This is a genomic window from Bacillus sp. N5-665, assembly GCF_022637375.2.
Taxonomy (GTDB): Bacteria; Bacillota; Bacilli; order Bacillales; family Bacillaceae_G; genus Bacillus_A; species Bacillus_A wiedmannii.
This window is the reverse complement of sequence record NZ_CP093325.1, coordinates 3,628,262-3,650,014: the sequence shown is the minus strand read 5'-3', so window position 1 is coordinate 3,650,014 and position 21,753 is coordinate 3,628,262. Positions and strand designations below refer to the sequence as shown.

Here is a 21,753-nt window from a genome sequence, read left to right as displayed (position 1 = left end):
GTTGTTTATGCGAGTATAATGAATTAACAAATAAACATGAGCGAAAAAGTAACGATAAGGACACGGAATCATTTTTACGGTTTACAGAGAGGGAAGCCAAGGGTGTGAGCTTCCTAACACGAGAAATGATTTTACCACCTTTGAACTTCAATAGTGAACGAGTAATCTAGTAATTATTGACGGAATCAGCCGTTATCTGAACTTGAGCAATCTAGAAGGAAATAAGTCTAGATTGGAACAAGGGTGGAACCACGAAAACACATTCGTCCCTTTCCTAGGGATGAGTGTGTTTTTTTATTACTTTGAAAGGAGGTGCTGTAACATGAAACGATTTGTACGTACGGAAATAACCACCACCTGCATGATTAAAAAGCAGAGCAAGGTGATTGATAGAGATAAAAAATAAAATTGTAGGAGGAGATTAGAAAATGAATAACGTTATTAATGTTGGGGTGTTAGGCTTAGGTACGGTCGGAAGTGGTGTTGTCCATATTTTGAAAGAACATTATAAAAAAATTGCACTTGATACAGGGTATGAAGTGAAGGTAAAGACAGTCGTTGTACGTGACTTAGAAAAAGAACGTGATGTTTGCATTGATGGGATCGTAGTAACAAGTCATGTCGATGAAGTTCTAAATGATCCAAATATTGATATTGTAGTAGAGGTAATGGGCGGAATTGAAGAAGCAAAGCAACATATTGTTAAGGCTTTACGAAATAAAAAACATGTCGTAACAGCAAATAAAGATTTAATGGCTGTATACGGTGCAGAGCTTCTCCAACTGGCGAACGATAATGATTGTGATCTATGTTATGAAGCAAGTGTAGCGGGCGGTATTCCGGTGTTAAGGGGATTAACAGATGGATTAGCTTCAGATCAAATTGAAAAAATAATGGGGATTGTAAATGGTACAACAAATTACATGTTAACAAAGATGAGTCAAAAGGGATGGTCGTATGAAGAGGCTTTACAAGAAGCCCAAAAATTAGGTTTTGCAGAATCGGATCCAACAGCGGATGTAGATGGGCTAGATGCGGCGAGAAAGGTAGCCATTCTTGCAAACTTAGGTTTTTCGATGAATGTTTCTTTAGATGATGTACAAGTAAGAGGGATTCGAAAGGTCGAAAAAGAAGATTTACAAATGGCAGAAAAATTAGGATTTACTATGAAATTAATTGGTAAAGCAGAGAAACAAGGGTCAGCCATTCATTTAAGTGTAGAACCGACTCTTTTACCAAGTCATCATCCATTATCGAATGTAAATAATGAATTTAATGCAGTATATGTTCACGGTCAAGCAGTAGGGGAAGTAATGTTTTACGGACCTGGAGCTGGGAAGTTACCGACAGGTTCTGCTGTAGTAAGTGATATTATTTCAATCGTTAAAAATATGAATCAAGTCCCGAAAAATAAAAGTGCGTTAAAAGAACCAGAGCCATATGAATTACAAGGAGATGAAGAAGTCGTTTCGAAATATTTCTTACGTATTTCATTACGAGATGAACCTGGGATGTTACAAAAAATAACAGAATGTTTCGTTAATTATTCTGTAAGTTTAAAAGAAGTTATTCAATTACCTTTAAATCGTGAACTTGCAGAAGTCGTTGTTGTGACACATCAAACTTCAAAGTATCAATTCGAACGAGTACTAGGAGCGATAGAAAATGTCGCAAGTGAAATAAACAGTTATTACATTATTGAGGAGGAAAAACAATATGTATAAAGGATTATTAAAACAGTATGCTTCTTATTTACCGGTGAATGGAAATACACCTGATGTGAGCTTAATGGAAGGAAATACACCGCTTATTCCGTTATTAAATATATCAAAACAATTAGGAATTCAGTTATACGGTAAGTATGAAGGAGCGAATCCGACAGGTTCTTTTAAAGATCGTGGTATGGTAATGGCTGTTGCGAAGGCGAAAGAAGAAGGTTCGGAGGCAATTATTTGTGCATCAACAGGTAATACCTCGGCATCGGCCGCAGCATACGCGGCACGCCTTGGAATGAAATGTATAATCGTAATCCCTGAAGGAAAGATTGCACATGGAAAATTAGCGCAAGCAGTCGCCTATGGAGCTGAAATCATTTCAATAGAAGGAAATTTTGATGATGCACTTAAGGCTGTAAGAAATATTGCTGCGGAAGAGCCGATTACATTAGTAAACTCAGTGAATCCTTATCGAATTGAAGGGCAAAAGACAGCAGCATTTGAAATTTGTGACCAGTTGCAAAGTGCACCAGATGTTTTAGCGATTCCTGTTGGGAATGCCGGAAATATTACAGCATACTGGAAAGGTTTCTGTGAATATGAGAAAGAAAAAGGCTATAAGAAGCCAAGAATTCACGGATTTGAAGCAGAAGGAGCAGCAGCAATTGTAAAAGGACATGTCATTGAAGAACCTGAAACAATTGCAACAGCGATTCGTATCGGTAACCCCGCAAGTTGGTCATATGCAGTAGAGGCTGCTGAACAGTCTCACGGTGAAATAGATATGGTATCAGATGAAGAAATTTTACATGCGTATAGATTATTAGCAAAAACGGAAGGGGTTTTCGCTGAGCCAGGATCAAATGCTTCATTAGCAGGTGTAATTAAACATGTTCAATCTGGAAAAATCAAAAAAGGAGAGACAGTTGTTGCAGTTTTAACTGGAAACGGCTTGAAAGATCCTGATATCGCAATTTCTTCTAATACATTAGACATTGCAAATGTTTCAAATAATATAGAACAAATTAAAGAACATATTAAAGGGGTGATTATGTCGTGATACCATTAAGTATTCGTGTTCCTGCTAGTACAGCGAATGTTGGACCTGGATTTGATTCAGTAGGAATAGCTTTGTCATTATATTTAGATGTGGTGGTAAAAGAAAAAGCTGATAGATGGCAAGTAATCCATTCCTTTGAAGAATCAATTCCGACAGATGATAAAAATTTAATCGTTAGCACGGCATGTAAAGTATGTCCTTCTTTATCACCTCATATAATAGAAGTTACTAGTAATATCCCGCTTACAAGAGGACTAGGAAGTAGTGCAGCAGCAATTGTAGCAGGGATAGAGCTTGCGAATCAACTTGGCAATTTAAACTTAACGACTGATCAAAAAGTTCAAATTGCAACAAATTTTGAAGGGCATCCAGATAATGTTGCGGCTTCTATATTAGGAGGAACTGTAATCGGAGCACTTGATGGAAAGAATGTTTCGGTTGTAAGAATTGAAAGTAAGGAATTAGGTGTAATTTCTCTTATTCCAAATGAAGAGTTAAATACAGAGGAAAGCCGATCTGTATTACCAGATGTGTTTCCGTTTCATGAAGCAGTTAAGGCTAGTGCAATCAGCAACGTATTAGTAGCTGCGTTTTGTCAAAAGAAGTGGGAAGTTGTAGGTGAAATGATGGAAAGAGATCATTTTCACGAGCCGTATCGTTTAGAACTCGTACCGCTATTACCCTCAATTCGTAAATGTGCAAAAGAGTTTGGATCATACGGCACAGCGCTTAGTGGTGCAGGTCCATCCATTTTTATATTAACGCCATATGATAAGCGTCAAGAAATTGCTGAGCAATTAGCGAGAGTATTTACGTCTATGAAAGTGTGTGAGCTAGAAATCGATCATAGAGGAATTACTGTAAATAAAGAAGAACATATAGAACTATAAAAAAGCTAGCATTGCTAGCTTTTTTTGTTGTAAATATCTTTTCAGTTTTCATATAAAAGAAAAGTAATAATGTATAATTTAGTAAAGCGTGTATTCATTTGGAGGCGATCGTATGAAAAAAGAGTCACCAGAAGAAAACAGAGAACGTATAAGGCAAAGTGAATTGAAAAATAATCCTACCGGTTCTTTACATGATGGATTCAACAGAGCTGAATCAGGTAGTCCAGTTGATATGACGGGTGGTATGAATTGGAAAGGTACAGCGCTAGTAATTTTAGTGCTAGTTTTAGGGTGTATTATATACACTTATTTTTTTAGTTAAAAAATAAGTGTTAAAGCTTCGAATTATTTGCTTTTATATTTAGTGGGGATGAAAAAACACTATTGTACTACATATACTTTAAGCAGATTATAGTTGTTCATACACACTTATTTATAATACTCAAAATAGAGCTAGCGTTATGCTAGTTCTATTTTTTTGCCACATTCCTGTAACAAAGCCCCTGTATATTCAGTGGTGGAGGTGCAGAAGATGAAAAAAATGATAGCAATATGTCTTCTTACAACGATGTCATTTTCGACTTTAGTCGGGTGTGATGTAAAAGGTAACAAGGCTGTACAAGAGTCTAAAGTAAAGAAAGCGACGTATAAAGAGTTCACTTACGATGTAAATCCAGAGACTTTCACGTTAACTGTAGAACATGATGGTGTAAAGGAACAGGCATCACAGCCGTTACCGAAAATGAAGGTGTCGAATGTAAAAAAAGACAAGGATCGCACATCTTGGGAATACCCAGATCAAAAAGTAAAAGTGAATCTAGAAAAGAAAAAAGATCACTTAAATATTGAAGTGGAATCGACTGGTGCAGAAAGTTTTACATGGCCGAAAGTACAAGCTGAAAATTATACACTTCCGTTATGGGAAGGAAAACAAATTCCGAGTAATGATGAAAATTGGAAGAAGTTTTTAAAGGATGATGCATATTCATTTGCTGAATCATTTTCTATGAAGTTTTTTGCGCTAAATGGTTCGAAATATTCCATTGTATATATTGCGAACAATATGTTTAATAATGAATTGAAATTTCATTCGGATCCGAAAATAGGATTTGATTTTATACATGAATTCCCGAGTATAAATAAAAATAAAACATATGGATTTCAATTATATGTGACAAATAATGATGCAGTCAGTATTGCTAAACTGTATAAGGATAATATTGCTCGAAAAGGTGAATTTAAAACATTACAAGAAAAGGCTAGAAAAAATAAAGAGATTGAAAAACTTTATGGTGCGGCTCATTTTTATTTTTGGAATCAAAATGGTTTGTCTGACAGTAACATAAATTGGCCTAAAATAAGAGAGCAAATAAATAGTCCTGTGTTTAGTCATATAAAAGGGCTTATTCAAAAGAATAGTTCGGAGCCTGGAGAACTGAGTGTGTTTGAGCAAGTAAGTAAACAAGATTTCATTGATAAGTATCAAAAAAATGTTATTTTGCGTTATGTAAATGAAGTATTATCAATGAAGGAATTGTATAAAAAGGATATTTTCCAAAATGTTGATCAGAACGCTAGTGAGTTATTAAACAAAGGGATAGATCACTTATCGAAGATGGAGTTATATAACTTAAATAAGCATGTATTAAAGTCGGCGCTCGGTGATGCGGTTGAAGAAGTAAGTAAATGGGGTAAAGCAGATGGAACGGATATTATAAAGGAAATGAAAGCGGCAGGAATAGACAATGCATGGATTGGGCTACCGAATTGGGAACAAGGGTATATGCAGCCTGATTTCGTGACAGAAGCTAAGAAAATAGGATATTTAGTTGGTCCGTATGATTCTTATCATTCTATTCACGAAAAAGTAGATAAAAATTGGAATACAGCTTCTTTTCAGGATCCATCGCTATATGAAGAGGCAACTGTGACGAAGAAAAATGGAGAAAAAGTGCAAGGATTTTTAGGTAGAGGACGAAAGTTAAATCCAACTTTATCTCTTCCTAGTGTAAAAGAGCGAATGAACGATATATTACAAAATGGACCTAAATATAATTCATGGTTTATTGATTGTGATGCAACAGGTGAAATTTATGATGATTATTCGGCAAAACATATAACGACACAAGAACAAGATTTAAAAGCAAGATTGCAACGAATGGATTATATTGCGCAAGAAAAAGGTATGGTAGTTGGCTCAGAAGGCGGAAATGACTTTGCAAGTAGCACGATTGCATTTGCTCACGGTATTGAAACACCGGTTATTAAATGGGACGATGAAGATATGAGGAAAAATAAAACAAGTCCGTATTATGTAGGCGGATATTGGTCACCGAATCAAAATGTTCCAGAAAAATATGCAAAACAAGTACCGTTAAAAGAAGAATATAAACAAGTATATTTAAACCCTGTATATTCAGTACCATTATATAAATTAGTATACAATGATTCTGTAATTACAACGCACCACTGGGAATGGGGAAGTTTGAAAGTAAAAGATGAGGTAGGAAACCGTATGCTATACGAATTATTGTATAATGTTCCTCCGTTGTACCATTTAGATGAAGTAGAGTGGAATAAGCATAAACAAGAAATTACGCAGCATCTGAAAGTTTGGAATGAAGTTCATGAAAAGGCAGTAAAAGAAGAAATGACGAACTTTGCATATTTGTCAGAAGATAAATTAGTTCAATCTGCTTCTTATGGAAAAGATATTAAAATTATTGTGAATTTCTCGAATGAAGAGATAGAAATAGAAAAGACGAAACTAAAAGCAAAATCCGCTTTCATTAATAATCATGGGAAGAAAACAATGTATACACCGCTTGAGGGATAAAATGAAATGTATTGTTGCATTACTGATTTTTTAGGTGAAAATTGAAGGATTCGAAACGGATAAATTTATAAATCTGTAATTTCGGATGTTGCGAAGTGTTAAATATTTGAAGTTGGAAAATAGTGACTTGCCAAAAATAAGCACGAGAGTATAATGTGAAATGGAATACATATTGGATTCATCATGTAACCTTACAAAAATGTAAGGTGTTTGAAAGGAAATTCAATATGAAGAATACTAGACATACATTATACTAGGGAAAGAGAAAGAGAGGCGAATGAAGATGAGCTCTGAATTAGAACAAAATACGAGAAGCAATAAAAAACGTTCTAAAAGAAGGTCAATAAAATGGTTCATTTTAATTCCATTTTTCCTACTTATTTTTGGAGGAGTAGGATATGGATCATTAATATATAATAAAGCAAAAGCTGTTGTAAGTGATGCGTATGCACAAATTGATAAATCATCAAAACGTGATAAAGAAGTTGAGCCTTTAAAGGATAACATCTCTATTTTAATTATGGGTGTAGATGGTAGTGAAATGCGAAAAAGTCAATATGGTGAAGCTGTTCGCACAGATGCACTTTTATTAGCAACAATTAATAAAGATGATAAATCAGTTAAATTAGTAAGTATTCCGCGTGATTCACGTGTATATATTCCATCTAGAAAGAAATTAGATAAAATTACACACGCACACGTATTTGGTGGTGTTGAAAGTACACGAGATACAGTGGAAAGATTTTTAAATGTTCCTGTTGATTATTATGTGAAGTTTAACTTTGAATCATTCGTACAAATTGTCGATTCACTTGGTGGTATTGATATTGATGTACCTGTTACTTTCACAGAGCAAGATAGTAAAGACCAAGCGGGTATGATTCATTTAGAAAAAGGCTTCCAACATTTAAATGGAGAACAAGCACTTGCACTTGCAAGAACGCGTAAAATTGATAGTGACGCAATGCGTGGACAAAGACAACAACTTGTAATAGAAGCAATTGCAAAAAAAGCGATGTCTGTGCAATCAATTAGCAAAATGGGTTCTTTACTTGATGCGGTTGATAAAAATATGAAAACGAACTTAACTTTCGATGATATGCTTGCGATTACAAAAAATATGGCAGGATCTAATTTAGAAATGGAAAAAATGCAAATAGAAGGTACGGATAAACGTATCGGAGGTATTTATTATTACATTCCAAACGAAAAAAATGTAAAAGATATTTCAAAAAAATTAAATGAGCATTTAGGTGTAACACCAAAACCAGTTCGAAATGAATAATAAAAAAAGATTGGCCTTTGCCAATCTTTTTTTGTCGGAATGGATTTGTAACTTTTCTGTAACGATTTTTTATTTTAGAAAAATTATACTCATATGTATGAGAATATTGGAGAAGCAAAAAGTAAAGAAAAATAATGAAAATCTGTAATAAGGAAAGATATCATATGCAGAAATGGATAGGCATTATGGGAATCATTTTTATGTTGACTGGATGTAAAATGTCTGAAGCTCCAACAAGTTTAATGGGTGCTCCTGCCAATGAAAAATGGATTAATGAACTAAAAGAGCAAATAGATAAAGATTTGCCTGTTAATTATCGATTGCTTACTCCAATGTCTAATAAAGATAAACAGATGATTTGGTCAATGGATTTTAAACAAGATAATAAGAAAGAAGCCATCTTATTTTATAAATTACCGAATGAAGATCATAGCGTATATTTAGCTGTCTATGAAGAAGTTGGAAATGGATGGAAAGTAAAGTCCACGCATAGATTTGATGGTGGAGATGTAGATATCGTTGAAGTCGGTGATTTTACAGGGAACGGGAAGCGAGAGTTATTAATCGGAGTTTCTGTAAGTCGTGAATCGTTAGAACATGTTATGTATGTTTTTTCGGAAGAAAATGAAGATATGAAGGAAATATATAATCGAAGTTATACGAAGTTATTCATAGAGGATCTAAATAAAAATGGACTGAAAGATATAAGCCTTGTTACGTATGAAAAAGATGAGAAGTTGACAGTTGAGTTTATGGAACAATTTAAAACTTTATCTGAGGCATCATTCGATCCATTTATAAATAGCATTCAAAGAATACAAATGGGCCGTGTTTCTAAATCACTAAAGGCGGTTGTAATTGATGCAGGAGTTGGCGCTCATTCAGGGATAACGTATGTAGCAAAATTTGATAAGGGTCATTATGAGGTATTACCTATAGATGGGAAAGAAGATTTGTTCAATGAATATGTTGTAGAAAGTAAAGATGTTAATGAAGACGGCATTATTGAATTTGTTCGTACAGTGCGTCCACAAGGTTGGGAAGATAAATCACATGGTGATAGTCCGCTTTTCGAACGCTACATACAGTGGAGTGAATCTGGAATTAAACCAATTGAAGAAAGATATATCGATATAGAAAAAGGATATTATGTGAAAATTCCTGAAGAGTTAATTGGAAAAATTACGATACCATATGAGCGAAAGGAATCAAATTCTCAAAAGTTTTTGGAGACAAGTACAAAAGAATTATGGCTTGAAGTCCATATATTTAAGCGGAAAGAATGGTTCAAAATAAAAGGATACGAAGCAGCAGTTAAAACAGCTTCTCACGTATATGCTGTACCGAAACAACCACATTTTGAAAAAGTAAAAGCATATGTAAAACCGCTAGCGGATTATCAACAAGAGTAGGGAGGTGGAAATTATGCCAACAATTTTAGTTTTAGAAGATGAAATGCCTATTCGTAGTTTTATCGTCTTAAATTTGAAACGTGCTGGATTTTATGTGTTAGAAGCTAGTACGGGAGAAGAGGCGTTACAGATTTTATGTGAACATACTGTTGATGTAGCATTGCTTGATGTAATGTTACCAGGAATCGATGGTTTTCAAGTTTGTAAATCCATCCGGGAAGAAAATAAAAAAATAGGTATTATTATGTTAACCGCACGCGTACAAAATGAAGATAAAGTACAAGGACTAGGAATTGGTGCAGATGATTATATCGCAAAACCGTTTAGTCCAGTGGAATTAATTGCACGTATACAATCGTTACTAAGAAGAATAGAAGTACATGATGAAAAAGCGAATATGATCATATCTGGCCCGTTTTCGTTAAATGTTATAGAAGAAAGATTATATAAAAGTGGACAATTAGTTGATTTAACCCCTACAGAGTATATGATATTACAGTATTTGATGAATCAGGCTTCAAAGCCGGTTTCACGTGATGAAATTTTAAATATGATTTGGGGAACGAATTATGTAGGTGAGACGAAAGTAGTAGATGTAAATATGAGGCGGTTACGCCAAAAGATAGAATGTAATCCATCAGAACCTGAATTTATTCTTACTGTGTGGGGAAAAGGATATGTGTGGAAGGAAAGTATAAGATGAAAAGAAAAGTGACTTTATATTTTATGACGGTCATTATACTTATGCTCGTATTATTTGAAGTCGTATTTTCAGTCTCCATTTATCGATATTATTATAATGGTATTGTGCAATATATAGAATCTCATGCGAAGACAAGTACGCGATTTTTCTCTGAATACAATTCCCTATACTTTATTCGTTTGCAAGAATACAGCGGGGATATAATTGAGAGCTTTCAGTTAGAAGGAACCGAATTACAATTAATTGATCGACATGGTACGATTATACAGTCGTCAAGTGGACAAAAGGTAGAAGGTAAAGTAGTTATTCCGTATTCTTTACTAGAAGGAGAAATGTATCATCAAGTGACTGTTACGAAAGACAATGTGAAACAATTGGAAGTGATTAGTCCACTTATTCATCAAGGACAAACGATCGGTGTTTTGAAATATACAACTGTTTTAACGAATGTAAATGCAAAGATTATTGAAATTATTATGTTTACTATTTCAGTTGGAATTGTCATTTCTGGTATCGTATTCTTAATCAGTAGACGATTAGCGAATTCGTTTGTTAAACCTATCGAATCTATTATTCATGCTTCTTCACAAATTGCAGAAGGTACATTAAAGAAGAAAATTAAAGAGGATTATCCAGGTGAATTAGGTGAGTTAGCATATAGTTTAAATCATATGTCTAATAAAATAGAAAAAGCGGAACAGATGAAAAATGAATTCATTGCTTCTATTTCTCATGAAATACGAACGCCTTTAACTGGAATTAAAGGTTGGAGTGAGACGTTAAAAACGGTAGATCATTTAACAGAAGAAGAGATAAAGCAAGGCATGGGAATTATTTCAGGTGAGACAGACCGATTGATTCATTTAGTAGAAGAATTGCTAGATTTTTCAAGATTACAATCAAATCATTTTAATTTATATAAACAAAATGTGCAAATGTACGATATACTAGAGGAGACGATTTGGCAATTAACTCCTAACGCTGAAGAGAAACAAATTCAATTTATTAATACGATAGAAAGAATTGAATTGATGGGAGATCGAAATAGGCTAAAGCAAATTTTCTTGAATATCGTTCAAAATGCTATTAAATATTCACATGAAAAAGGTACAATTCATATTGAAGCGACTAAAAATGAAGGACAAGCAGTGATAAAGGTGAAAGACGAAGGGATTGGAATTGCTAAAGAGCATTTACCATATATAGAACAGTCATTTTACCAGATTAATAACAATGCTACAGGTGCAGGTCTCGGTTTAGCCATCGTTAAAAAAATGGTAGAGCTTCATGGAGGCACACTTAATTTTATAAGTAAAGAAGGAATAGGAACAACCATTTTGATAAAACTCCCACTATAATACATATATAGGTCTGTTTATATAGTGTAATAAAATAAATAGATGTATAATTATATTGGGTGATTTATATATAAGATTAATAGGGAGAGGAATTCGATAGAATGGAAAAAGCTTTTAAAATTAAACGAGTAGTAGTCGTTTTAATAGCGATTGCAGCAGTAGCTATTGGGTATTTCATGTTTCAATCCATTACTTCACCAGCAAAGGCTGTTGCAAAACAAGAAAACGTAGTACAGCTTGCAAGTGAACAACCGAAAGTAGAAATGAATAAAACGGCACCAAGTCGTTTTAATGGAAAAGAAAGAAAAGTTGCTTATCTTACATTTGATGATGGCCCAGGGAAATATACGGCTGAATTGTTAAATATGTTAAAACAGCATGATGCGAAGGCGACGTTCTTTTTAATTGGAGCGAATGTAAAAGAATTTCCGGATTTAGTGAAACGTGAAAATGCAGAGGGTCATTATGTAGGTATGCATAGTATGACACATAATTTTGCGAAGTTATATAAAAATGGCGAGTATGTAAATGAAATGAAAGAAGATCAAAGCTTAATCGCAAATATTATTGGAAAATCACCTAAATTAACACGTCCACCATACGGTTCGATGCCTGGATTAAATGAAGGCCTTCGAAATAAAGTGGTAGAGGGCGGTTTTAAAGTATGGGATTGGACAATTGATTCATTAGATTGGAAATATAACAAAATGCAAGTTGATGCAGCGGCAGCACAAATTGCTCAAAACGTAATAACACATGCAACAAAACCACAGGAAGTTATTTTAATGCATGACATTCACCCACAATCAGTTGCTGCTGTGCCAGCAATTTTAAAAGGGTTAAAAGAAAAGGGTTATGAGTTTGAAGCTTATCATGAAGAGAGTCACTTCCCAGTGAATTTCTGGCATGATAACCGTATGTAATGGAGGAATGAACGTTGAAGTATGGAAAAGTAGCAGTAGTTGGAGCACTATCAGTAGGACTATTAACAGGTTGTTTCGGTGAAAAACCAGAAGAAAATCTATATACAGCTTTTGAAACAGCAGCGACACAAGAAAAATCATTAGTTGATGAAGCGAAGAAGTTAGAGAAATTAGAGAATGAAGGTCAAGAACTATATTCTCAAATTTTACAAGAAGGTAAAGATCATAATGACGCTGTTATGAAGAAGATAGAGCAAGCTACTGCAAATGTAGATGACCGTGAAAAAGTATTGAAAAATGAGAAAGAAATGCTAGAAAAAGCTCAGAAAGAAACGAAATCTGTTCAAGGAAATATAGAGAAGCTTGAAGATAAGAAGTTACAAAAACAAGCGAAAGCAGTAGAAGAGTCGTATAAAAACCGTTATGATGCATTCCAAAAGATGAATGAAAATTATACGAAGGCGTTAGCGACTGAAAAAGAACTGTATGAAAAATTAAAAGTAAAAGAAACGAAATTAAAAGAGATTGGTGAAAAAGTTAAGGCTGTTAATGAATTAACTGTGGAAGCACAAAAATCAAAAGAGCAATTTAACAATTTTACAAAAGAGTATAATGACAGTAAATTAGCATTCTACAAAGATGCAGAGATTAAGATGAAAGATCAGAAATAAAGAAGAATCTTAAGCATAATAAAAAGCCGGAGAAACATCGTTACAAATGTTTTTTCGGCTTTTTACGTTAAATGAATAGAAAAGACTGGAATTGATATCATAAAAGAGTTATAGTGAATTATTCCAAGGGAAACATTGTAAAGTAAGGAGAATGGAAATATGTCATATGAATTTTTACTCAAATTAGGTTTAGCACTCTTTTTAGGATTATTCATCGGGATAGATAGGCAGCTAAAGAATAAACCGCTTGGTGTGAAAACAAGTATGGTTATTTCTGTAGCAAGTTGTTTAATTACGATGGTTTCAATTGAAGCCGTACATGTATATTCTGTTCCAGGACATACAAATATGGATCCAATGCGTCTAGCTGCTCAAATTGTGAGTGGGATTGGTTTTCTTGGGGCAGGTGTTATTTTACGAAGAAGTAATGATGTTATTTCTGGATTAACGACAGCTTCTATGGTGTGGGCTGCTTCAGCTTTAGGTATTGCGATTGGAGCAGGATTTTATTTACAAGCGACGGTTGCTATGATTTTAATTATTTTAGCAATTAACGTACTTCCACAACTTGTGAAAATTGCAGGTCCGTATTCATTAAGACAAAAGGATTTATCTATAAAAATTACTGTAAAAGAGCATCATGAGTTAGATGGTATATTTAAGCAAATTAAAAATTTAGGTATGCATGTGAAACGAGTGAAAATTAAAGATATAGATAATGGAGCATTTCAGCAACTGGAAATGGTTATTTTAGCTCCAGAAGATTTATATACAACAGAGTTGTATAGTTCACTGAAAGAGATTGATCGTGTTGTTTCAGTTGAAGTGGAAAGTAGATAATTGTGATAAAAAAGAGTGAATTTACTTCACTCTTTTTTTATTTGGATTTTTAAGGGAATAAATTGATATAATGATGAATAACAAGGGGGAGAAATGATGGAAATACATATTAGAAGAGCGATAAAAGATGATATACGAGGTATAGCAAAGGTGCATGTTGATAGCTGGAAAACAACGTATAAAGGGATATTTGCTGACGAATTTTTAGAAAATATAACATATGAGCAACGAGAAAAACAATGGGAAAATATTTTTCAACAAGAGGATAAATCCAAATATAGATTTGTAGCAGAGACGTCAGATGAAACAATAATCGGATTCATTGACGGGGGAGTGGAAAGAAGTGGTGCATATAATTGTGATGGGGAATTATATGCAATCTACCTTTTACAAGAGTATCAAGGAATGAAAATAGGACAAAAGTTATTTCAATCTCTATTATCAGAATGTATAAATAATGATATGCAATCACTTTTAGTATGGGTTGTTACGAATAATCCGTCTAAAAATTTTTATGAAAAATTTAATCCAGAAAAAATTGATACAAAATTTTTAGAGCGAGTACAGGTAGAAGAAACAGCCTATTGTTGGAGAGATATAAATAATATTATTATGTAAACTTATTCTTTGAAAGAGGTATGCCAATTAAGGTATACCTCTTTTGTTTAACTATTTTGGATGGATTACTAATGAAAAATAGTAAGTATATAGTTTGAAATTGAGTATTTTTTTCGTGTATTTTTAACTAGATTAAAGAAAAGAGAGAAAACAAGAAAAGTTAAATTAGATATAAAAATTCTGAAATATACTATTGAATTGAATATCGTTATCAATTAGAATCATAATTGATAACGATATTCAATTGTTGTTTATTATATAAAATTTCGATAGCTTTAATATAAAGAGGAGGACCAATATGCAGCATGCGAAACAAATCGCAGAACATGCAACATTACAAAGTTTTTTAAACTGTTATTTAAGAGAAACAGGGAGTGGAGAATGGGTTACAGAGGATGAAAAAATGAAAAGTATCTTCAGTAATACGTTGAATAGAGATATAGTCCCCACATATTTATATTGTCGGCTATCGGCACAACACATTACTTTGTATGGAGAAGTTATATATAAATCAGCAACAGATCGCCATTTGTTTGGAGAACAATTTTATTATCAAATGGGAGAAAATAAGAATGTTATAAAAGCAGATTACGTTACAGTTATTACATTCTTAATAAAAGAGATGTCTATCAACTACGGAGAAGGGACGAATCCTGCTGAACTTATGCTTCGAGTTATTCGTAGTTGTCAAAATATTGAAGAATTTACAAAGGAGAGAATAGAAGATACATCTGCATTATACGGTTTCCATACATCCTTTATAGAAGCGGAGCAATCTTTATTATTTGGACATTTAACTCATCCAACCCCAAAGAGTAGACAAGGTATTTTGGAATGGAAAAGCGCAATGTATTCTCCAGAATTAAAAGGAGAATGTCAGCTTCATTATTTTAGGGCACATAAAAATATAGTAAATGAAAAATCATTATTGTTAGATTCTACAACAGTAATTCTAAAAGAAGAGTTACGTAATGATGAGATGGTTTGTAAAGAATTTATATCGAAGTATTGTAATGAAGATGAATATTCATTACTTCCAATTCATCCGCTTCAGGCAGAATGGCTATTACACCAATCATACGTACAGGATTGGATAGATCAAGGAGTACTTGAATATATCGGTCCTGTCGGTAAGTATTATATGGCAACATCATCACTTAGGACGTTATATCATCCCCAATCAAAATATATGCTTAAGTTTTCATTTCCAGTAAAAGTAACAAATTCAATGCGTATTAATAAATTGAAGGAACTAGAGAGTGGTCTTGAAGGAAAGGAAATGCTAAATACAGCAATTGGTGAAGTGTTAGAGAAGTTTCCAGGTTTTGATTTTATTTGTGATCCAGCATTTATTACATTAAATTACGGGGCAAAAGAATCTGGATTTGAAGTAATTATACGAGAGAATCCTTTTTATAGTGAACATGCAAATGACGCTACTTTAATTGCTGGATTAGTGCAAGATGCTATACCTGGGGAACGTACTCGTTTATCGAATATTATTCATCGACTAGCAGATTTAGAAGGTAGAAGCTGTGAAGAAGTAAGTTTAGATTGGTTTAGACGATATATGAATATTTCTTTAAAGCCGATGGTATGGATGTACTTACGTTATGGTGTTGCATTAGAAGCGCATCAGCAAAATAGCGTTGTTCAGCTAAAGGATGGTTATCCGGTCAAATATTATTTCCGTGATAATCAAGGGTTTTATTTCTGTAATTCAATGAAAGAGATGCTTAATAATGAGTTGGCTGGCATTGGAGAGCGTACTGGAAATTTATATGACGATTATATTGTAGATGAGAGATTTCGTTACTACTTAATTTTTAATCATATGTTTGGTCTCATTAACGGTTTTGGCACAGCAGGATTAATTAAGGAGGAATTTCTTCTCTCTGAATTAAGATCTGTACTTGAATCGTTCCTTCCGTATAACCGTGAACCTTCTACCTTTTTAAGAGAATTGTTAGAAGAGGATAAGTTGGCATGTAAAGCAAATTTATTAACGAGATTTTTCGATGTCGATGAGTTAAGTAATCCTTTAGAACAAGCAATTTACGTACAGGTACAGAATCCGCTCGTTAGAGAAGTGGCTGTTCGTTCATAAATAACGTTAAAATTTCACGTAATACAAATAATGGTGTTTTTTCGTAAGGCGGAGGGAGTTATGAGAGTGGACATGTATCATACGAGAATATTGAAAGCGCTTGAATCAGAAGATTACATTTCAGTACGAAGAAGAGTGTTACGTCAATTAGTAGAGTCGTTAATTTATGAGGGGATTATTACGCCAATTCGCATAGAAAATGAAGAACAAATTCTTTTTCTTATACAAGGACTTGATGAGGACAACAAAAGTGTCACGTACGAATGTTACGGAAGAGAACGAATGACATTTGGACGTATCTCTATAGATTCATTAGTAATAAGAGTTCAAGAGGGAAAACAAGAAATACACTCAGTCTCTCAATTTTTGGAAGAAGTTTTTCGGATTGTTAACGTAGAACAAACGAAATTAGATTCTTTTATTCATGAATTAGAACAAACGATATTTAAAGACACGATTGCACAATATGAAAGACATAATAAGGTGAAATATACTCAAAAATCGTACGATGACTTTGAGTGCCATTTAATAGACGGTCACCCATATCATCCTAGCTATAAAGCACGAATTGGATTTCAATATCGTGACAATTTTCAATATGGATATGAATTTATGAGACCAATAAAAATTGTATGGATTGCAGCGCATAAGAAATATGCGGCTGTAGGTTATGAAAATGAAGTAATCTATGACAATATTTTAAAAGGTGAGATAGGCGAGCATAAATTAGAAGCATATATGGAACGAATTCACATTGCGGGATGCGATCCAAAGCAGTACGTGTTTATACCTGTTCATCCTTGGCAGTGGGAGAATTTCATCATTCCAAATTACGCTGACCATATACAGGATAAAAATATAATTTATTTAGGACAATCGGCGGATGATTATTGCGCGCAACAATCGATGAGGACGTTAAGAAATGTTACGAATCCAAAGAGACCATATGTAAAGTTATCGCTGAACATACTTAACACTTCAACACTCCGTACGCTGAAACCATATTCAGTTGTGAGTGCACCAGCTATATCGAATTGGTTAAGTGATGTCGTAAGTCAGGATTCTTATTTAAGGGATGAATCGCGCATTATTTTGCTAAAGGAATTTTCGAGTGTAACGTATGATACGAATAAGAAAGCCACATATGGTTCATTAGGATGCATTTGGCGTGAAAGCGTTCATAAATATTTAAATGAGAAAGAGGATGCGGTTCCCTTTAACGGCTTATATGCAAAAGAGAAAGACGGGACACCAGTTATTGATGCATGGTTAAACAAATATGGGATAGAAAATTGGCTACGATTACTGATTCAAAAAGCGATCATACCAGTTATACATCTTGTTGTAGAGCATGGAATCGCATTAGAATCACACGGACAAAATATGATTTTAGTTCATAAAGAAGGGCTACCTGTCCGTATTGCATTAAAGGATTTCCATGAAGGACTTGAGTTTTATCGTCCATTCTTAAAAGAAATGAATAAATGTCCAGACTTTACTAAAATGCATAAAACGTATGTGAATGGAAAAATGAATGATTTCTTTGAAATGAATCGTATTGAATGTTTACAAGAGATGGTATTAGATGCACTGTTCTTATTTAATGTAGGAGAATTAGCTTTCGTACTTGCAGACGAATATGATTGGAAAGAAGAAATTTTTTGGATGATAGTTGTCGAAGAAATTGAAAATCATTTTAGAAAATATCCATACTTGAAAGATAGATTTGAAAGTATTCAGCTATACACTCCTACATTCTATGCTGAGCAATTAACGAAGCGACGATTATATATGGATGTGGAATCGCTTGTTCATGAAGTTCCAAATCCATTGTATAGAGCAAGCCAACTTATGAAACAAAAATCAGTTGTTACAGGGGGAAATTATGCTAATCGTTAATAAACAAGAGTATAGCAAAAGTGATTTTGATTTGAGATTACAAGTTTATGAGGAAATGGAACAATTTCAAAAAGCAGCAGGAAATAGATTTGCGCTTTGTTTGAAAGATCCATTCGATATTATTACGCTTGTGTTTTTCTTAAAAGAAAAGAAATTATCAGTATTGCTTATACATGAAGATACGCCAAAAGAAACGGCTATTGAAATGGCAAAGCGTGCAAATTGTATCGGGATATTATATGGAGAATATAGCGATTTTACGAAATTAGAAGTAGTGAACGCTTTACTAGAAGAGCCTTCTTTATTGCAATATAGTTCTGGAACAACAGGAGAACCAAAACTGATTCGTAGAGCATGGGCGGAAGTGGATACAGAAATTACGGCTTATAATGAAGCTTTAAACTGTGAAGTAGATGAAGTGCCGATTGTTATGGCTCCTGTTTCACATTCATACGGACTAATATGTGGTACGTTATCTGCAATTACGCGGGGAAGCAAACCTATCATCATTACGAATAAAAATCCTAAATTCGCCTTAAATATAGTTCGCAATACAGAAAAACATATCATATATGCAGTACCACTTATGTTACATATTATGGGGAGTTTCCCGCAAGGAACATTTCAGTTTCATAAAATTATGACATCCGGAGCGCCTTTGCCAGAAGCATTATTTTATAAACTAAAAGAAATGACAACATATATGATGCAGCAATACGGTTGTTCTGAAGCAGGTTGTATTAGTATATGTCATGATATGAAAAGCCATTTAGATTTAGGAAATCCACTACCTCATGTGAGTATAAGCATAGGTTCAGATGAAAATATGCCTGAAGAAATCGTAGTGAAAATGAACGATAAGGAAATTTTTACGAAAGATTTGGGGTATAAATCTGAGCGCGGCCTTCATTTTATGGGGCGCATGGATGATGTGATTAACGTTTCAGGATTAAAAGTCTTTCCTATAGAGGTAGAAGAAACGATGCTTCGACTAGAAGGTGTTCAAGAGGCAATTGTATATCGAGGGAAACATCCTGTGATGGGCGAAATAGTTAAAGCGAAAGTAATCTCTCATATTGAGCCGGTTCGAATAAGAGAATGGTGTATACAGCATTTACCAGCTTATAAAGTTCCACATGAGATTGAAAGTGTAACTGAAATTCCGAAAAATAAAACTGGAAAAGTAAGTAGAAAGTTACTAGAGATGGGAGAGGTTACAACATGAGACGTGAAACATTAAAAAATGAAGTATTGAAAATTATGAAAGAAAAAATGGAACTAAAAAATGTAACGCATTTAGAAGAAACGATGCGTTTAAACCAAGATTTATATATAGATTCGGTAATGATGTTACAACTCATAGTTTACATAGAAATGGATGTAAAGCTATGCGTTCCAGAGGATGAGGTAGATCCAAAAGCATTTCTTACTGTAGGATCTTTACTTGATTTTATGGAGGAGCTACAGCCGGTATAAGAAGTAAATGTGAATAATTAACTTTTAGGAAAGTGGATGAGAATATGACTTCAATTAAAGTTCACTGTTTAGTGAGTTGTTTTTGCGAAATTATAAAAAGGCGTAGCGATATAGATTTTCGTCCCTTTTATTTTGGACTATGGGACGGCGATTTTGATATAACAGAAGGCGGAATTATATCGTATCACTCCGAAAATATTAACCACGATAATTATTTATTATGGTATGAAAAATTGTATGGCATGAAAGTGAACGAATGGTATGATCATGCAAAAGATAAGGATAGCAATGTAGAAACGTTTTTACAATTAGTAGAAAACAAGCCAGAGAATCGCTATGTCATTGTAATGGTAGATATGTCTCTATTACCAGAGAGGGAAAATAAATTCCATCAAAAACCGTTTCCGCATTATTTGATGATATCAAAGACGGAGAAAGAAGAAGAATGGTTCATGCTAGATCCTGATTTTCGCTGGGAAGGGAATATGGAAAGAGAAAAAGTGCTCCACTCTGTTCAAGATAACCCATTTGGTGGAGGGTATTTCATTGATATAGAAGAAATTCAGGAGCCAACAGAAGAAATGGTAGCAAGTTATTTCATAGAAACTTTCAAAAGAACTGACAATGAACTGACTATGGAGCTGAAAAATTTAATTATAAAAATGGCAAATGAAGAAGATGGGTATTCGCTTTCTGGTCTTGTACCGGCAGTCAAACAAATACCAGTACTTGCGATTCGTAAATATAGTTATGAACATGCCTTTGCATACTTCCGTGAAACGTTGCAATATTCGGAGCAAGAGTTTGATTATTGGTGTGATCGAGTAGAGGATATTGTACAAGGATTTACAAATGTACAGTATCGAGCAATTAAAATGGCAATGACGAATAATACAGGCATGTTATTATCAATTGTTAAAAAGTTGGATGAAATGAATGCAATTGAACTGCAAATTAAGGCTGAATTAGAGAGACAGTTTTTATTATGGAAAGAAATGAAAACAAACGAGTCTGTCTTAGTATTATAAAAGCTAACTGAATTTAAGATAAGGGAGTTCAAACCTATGAAATATTCATTATGTACTATTTCCTTTCGTCATCAATTAATTTCATTTACTGATATTGTTCAATTTGCATATGAAAACGGTTTTGAAGGAATTGAATTGTGGGGGACTCATGCACAAAATTTGTATATGCAAGAGTATGAAACGACAGAACGAGAATTGAATTGTTTAAAGGATAAAAACTTGGAAATTACGATGATAAGTGATTACTTAGACATATCATTATCAGCAGATTTTGAAAAAACGATAGAGAAATGTGAACAAATTGCAATATTAGCTAATTGGTTTAAAACAAACAAAATTCGTACGTTTGCTGGACAAAAAGGTAGCGAAGATTTCTCGGGACAAGAGAGAAAAGAGTATGTGAATCGTATTCGCATGATTTGTGAAGTATTTGCTCAGCATAATATGTATGTACTTTTAGAAACACATCCAAATACGTTAACGGATACGCTGCCTTCTACTTTGGAATTATTAGGAGAAGTAGATCATCCGAATTTGAAAATAAACCTTGATTTTCTTCATATATGGGAGTCTGGTGCAGATCCAATAGACAGCTTCCATCGACTAAAGCCGTGGATACAACATTACCATTTTAAGAATATATCGTCAGCAGATTATTTGCATGTGTTTGAACCAAATAATGTATATGCAGCAGCGGGAAGTCGAATTGGTATGGTTCCATTATTTGAAGGTGTGGTAAATTATAATGAGATTATTCAGGAAGTGAGAGATACTGACCATTTTGCTTCACTCGAATGGTTTGGACATAATGCGAAAGATATATTAAAAGAAGAAATGAAAGTATTAACAAATAGAAATTTAGAAGTAGTAACTTCTTAATATAAAATGATGTAAGAGTCTCTCATTGTAGAGACTCTTTTTTTAAAAATATA

General features: G+C 33.8%; 19 protein-coding genes and 1 other annotated feature. All 19 genes read left to right on the top strand.

Annotated features, from left to right (window positions below; genetic code table 11):
• Positions 1-42 precede the first annotated feature (42 nt).
• Positions 43-274 (top strand) — a binding site (T-box leader).
• Between the two features lie 154 nt (positions 275-428).
• Positions 429-1,724 carry a homoserine dehydrogenase gene (locus tag MNO09_RS21310; protein WP_001066910.1) on the top strand — a complete coding sequence of 432 codons (1,296 nt, stop codon included), beginning with the start codon at positions 429-431 and terminating at the stop codon, positions 1,722-1,724.
• Complete coding sequence (gene thrC / locus MNO09_RS21305; protein ID WP_000276445.1) at positions 1,717-2,775, top strand: threonine synthase; 1,059 nt, start codon at positions 1,717-1,719, stop codon at positions 2,773-2,775. Before MNO09_RS21310 ends, thrC begins: the two co-directional genes overlap by 8 nt.
• Complete coding sequence (gene thrB / locus MNO09_RS21300) at positions 2,772-3,665, top strand: homoserine kinase (RefSeq protein WP_000612662.1); 894 nt, start codon at positions 2,772-2,774, stop codon at positions 3,663-3,665. The genes thrC and thrB overlap by 4 nt, the downstream gene beginning before the upstream one ends.
• Before the next feature lie 112 nt (positions 3,666-3,777).
• Entirely contained in the window at positions 3,778-3,987 is a 210-nt protein-coding gene (locus MNO09_RS21295) for a DUF6366 family protein (RefSeq protein ID WP_000712287.1), read from the top strand.
• Between the two features lie 210 nt (positions 3,988-4,197).
• Entirely contained in the window at positions 4,198-6,501 is a 2,304-nt protein-coding gene (locus tag MNO09_RS21290; RefSeq protein ID WP_000738136.1) for a glycoside hydrolase, read from the top strand.
• A 283-nt stretch (positions 6,502-6,784) separates the two neighbouring features.
• Positions 6,785-7,786, top strand: a complete 1,002-nt coding sequence (locus MNO09_RS21285) for an LCP family protein (RefSeq protein ID WP_000093639.1) — start codon at positions 6,785-6,787, stop codon at positions 7,784-7,786.
• A 164-nt stretch (positions 7,787-7,950) separates the two neighbouring features.
• A complete protein-coding gene (locus tag MNO09_RS21280) occupies positions 7,951-9,198 on the top strand; it encodes a hypothetical protein (protein ID WP_001174819.1) in 1,248 nt (415 codons plus the stop codon).
• A gap of 13 nt (positions 9,199-9,211) precedes the next feature.
• Complete coding sequence (locus tag MNO09_RS21275; RefSeq protein ID WP_001142159.1) at positions 9,212-9,901, top strand: response regulator transcription factor; 690 nt, start codon at positions 9,212-9,214, stop codon at positions 9,899-9,901.
• Complete coding sequence (locus MNO09_RS21270) at positions 9,898-11,259, top strand: sensor histidine kinase (RefSeq protein ID WP_000824509.1); 1,362 nt, start codon at positions 9,898-9,900, stop codon at positions 11,257-11,259. The genes MNO09_RS21275 and MNO09_RS21270 overlap by 4 nt, the downstream gene beginning before the upstream one ends.
• A 101-nt stretch (positions 11,260-11,360) precedes the next feature.
• Positions 11,361-12,182 carry a peptidoglycan-N-acetylglucosamine deacetylase gene (locus tag MNO09_RS21265; protein ID WP_000409390.1) on the top strand — a complete coding sequence of 274 codons (822 nt, stop codon included), beginning with the start codon at positions 11,361-11,363 and terminating at the stop codon, positions 12,180-12,182.
• A 14-nt stretch (positions 12,183-12,196) separates the two neighbouring features.
• A complete protein-coding gene (locus tag MNO09_RS21260; RefSeq protein ID WP_000873560.1) occupies positions 12,197-12,853 on the top strand; it encodes a YkyA family protein in 657 nt (218 codons plus the stop codon).
• 159 nt (positions 12,854-13,012) lie between these two features.
• Positions 13,013-13,693 carry an MgtC/SapB family protein gene (locus MNO09_RS21255; RefSeq protein WP_000119502.1) on the top strand — a complete coding sequence of 227 codons (681 nt, stop codon included), beginning with the start codon at positions 13,013-13,015 and terminating at the stop codon, positions 13,691-13,693.
• A gap of 96 nt (positions 13,694-13,789) precedes the next feature.
• On the top strand, positions 13,790-14,311 hold the full coding sequence (locus tag MNO09_RS21250; protein WP_000402425.1) for a GNAT family N-acetyltransferase: 522 nt from the start codon (positions 13,790-13,792) through the stop codon (positions 14,309-14,311).
• 298 nt (positions 14,312-14,609) lie between these two features.
• On the top strand, positions 14,610-16,418 hold the full coding sequence (locus MNO09_RS21245) for an IucA/IucC family protein (RefSeq protein ID WP_001163360.1): 1,809 nt from the start codon (positions 14,610-14,612) through the stop codon (positions 16,416-16,418).
• Positions 16,419-16,478: 60 nt separating this feature from the next.
• A complete protein-coding gene (locus MNO09_RS21240) occupies positions 16,479-18,317 on the top strand; it encodes an IucA/IucC family protein (protein WP_002203456.1) in 1,839 nt (612 codons plus the stop codon).
• Complete coding sequence (gene asbC, locus MNO09_RS21235; protein ID WP_000909562.1) at positions 18,304-19,542, top strand: 3,4-dihydroxybenzoic acid-AMP ligase AsbC; 1,239 nt, start codon at positions 18,304-18,306, stop codon at positions 19,540-19,542. Before MNO09_RS21240 ends, asbC begins: the two co-directional genes overlap by 14 nt.
• Positions 19,539-19,793 (top strand): petrobactin biosynthesis protein AsbD, encoded by a 255-nt coding sequence (asbD, locus tag MNO09_RS21230; RefSeq protein ID WP_001250755.1) that lies wholly within the window; start codon positions 19,539-19,541, stop codon positions 19,791-19,793. Before asbC ends, asbD begins: the two co-directional genes overlap by 4 nt.
• Before the next feature lie 44 nt (positions 19,794-19,837).
• Positions 19,838-20,821 (top strand): petrobactin biosynthesis protein AsbE, encoded by a 984-nt coding sequence (gene asbE, locus MNO09_RS21225; RefSeq protein ID WP_000200723.1) that lies wholly within the window; start codon positions 19,838-19,840, stop codon positions 20,819-20,821.
• A 36-nt stretch (positions 20,822-20,857) separates the two neighbouring features.
• Complete coding sequence (gene asbF / locus MNO09_RS21220; protein ID WP_000877690.1) at positions 20,858-21,700, top strand: petrobactin biosynthesis 3-dehydroshikimate dehydratase AsbF; 843 nt, start codon at positions 20,858-20,860, stop codon at positions 21,698-21,700.
• Positions 21,701-21,753: the final 53 nt, after the last annotated feature.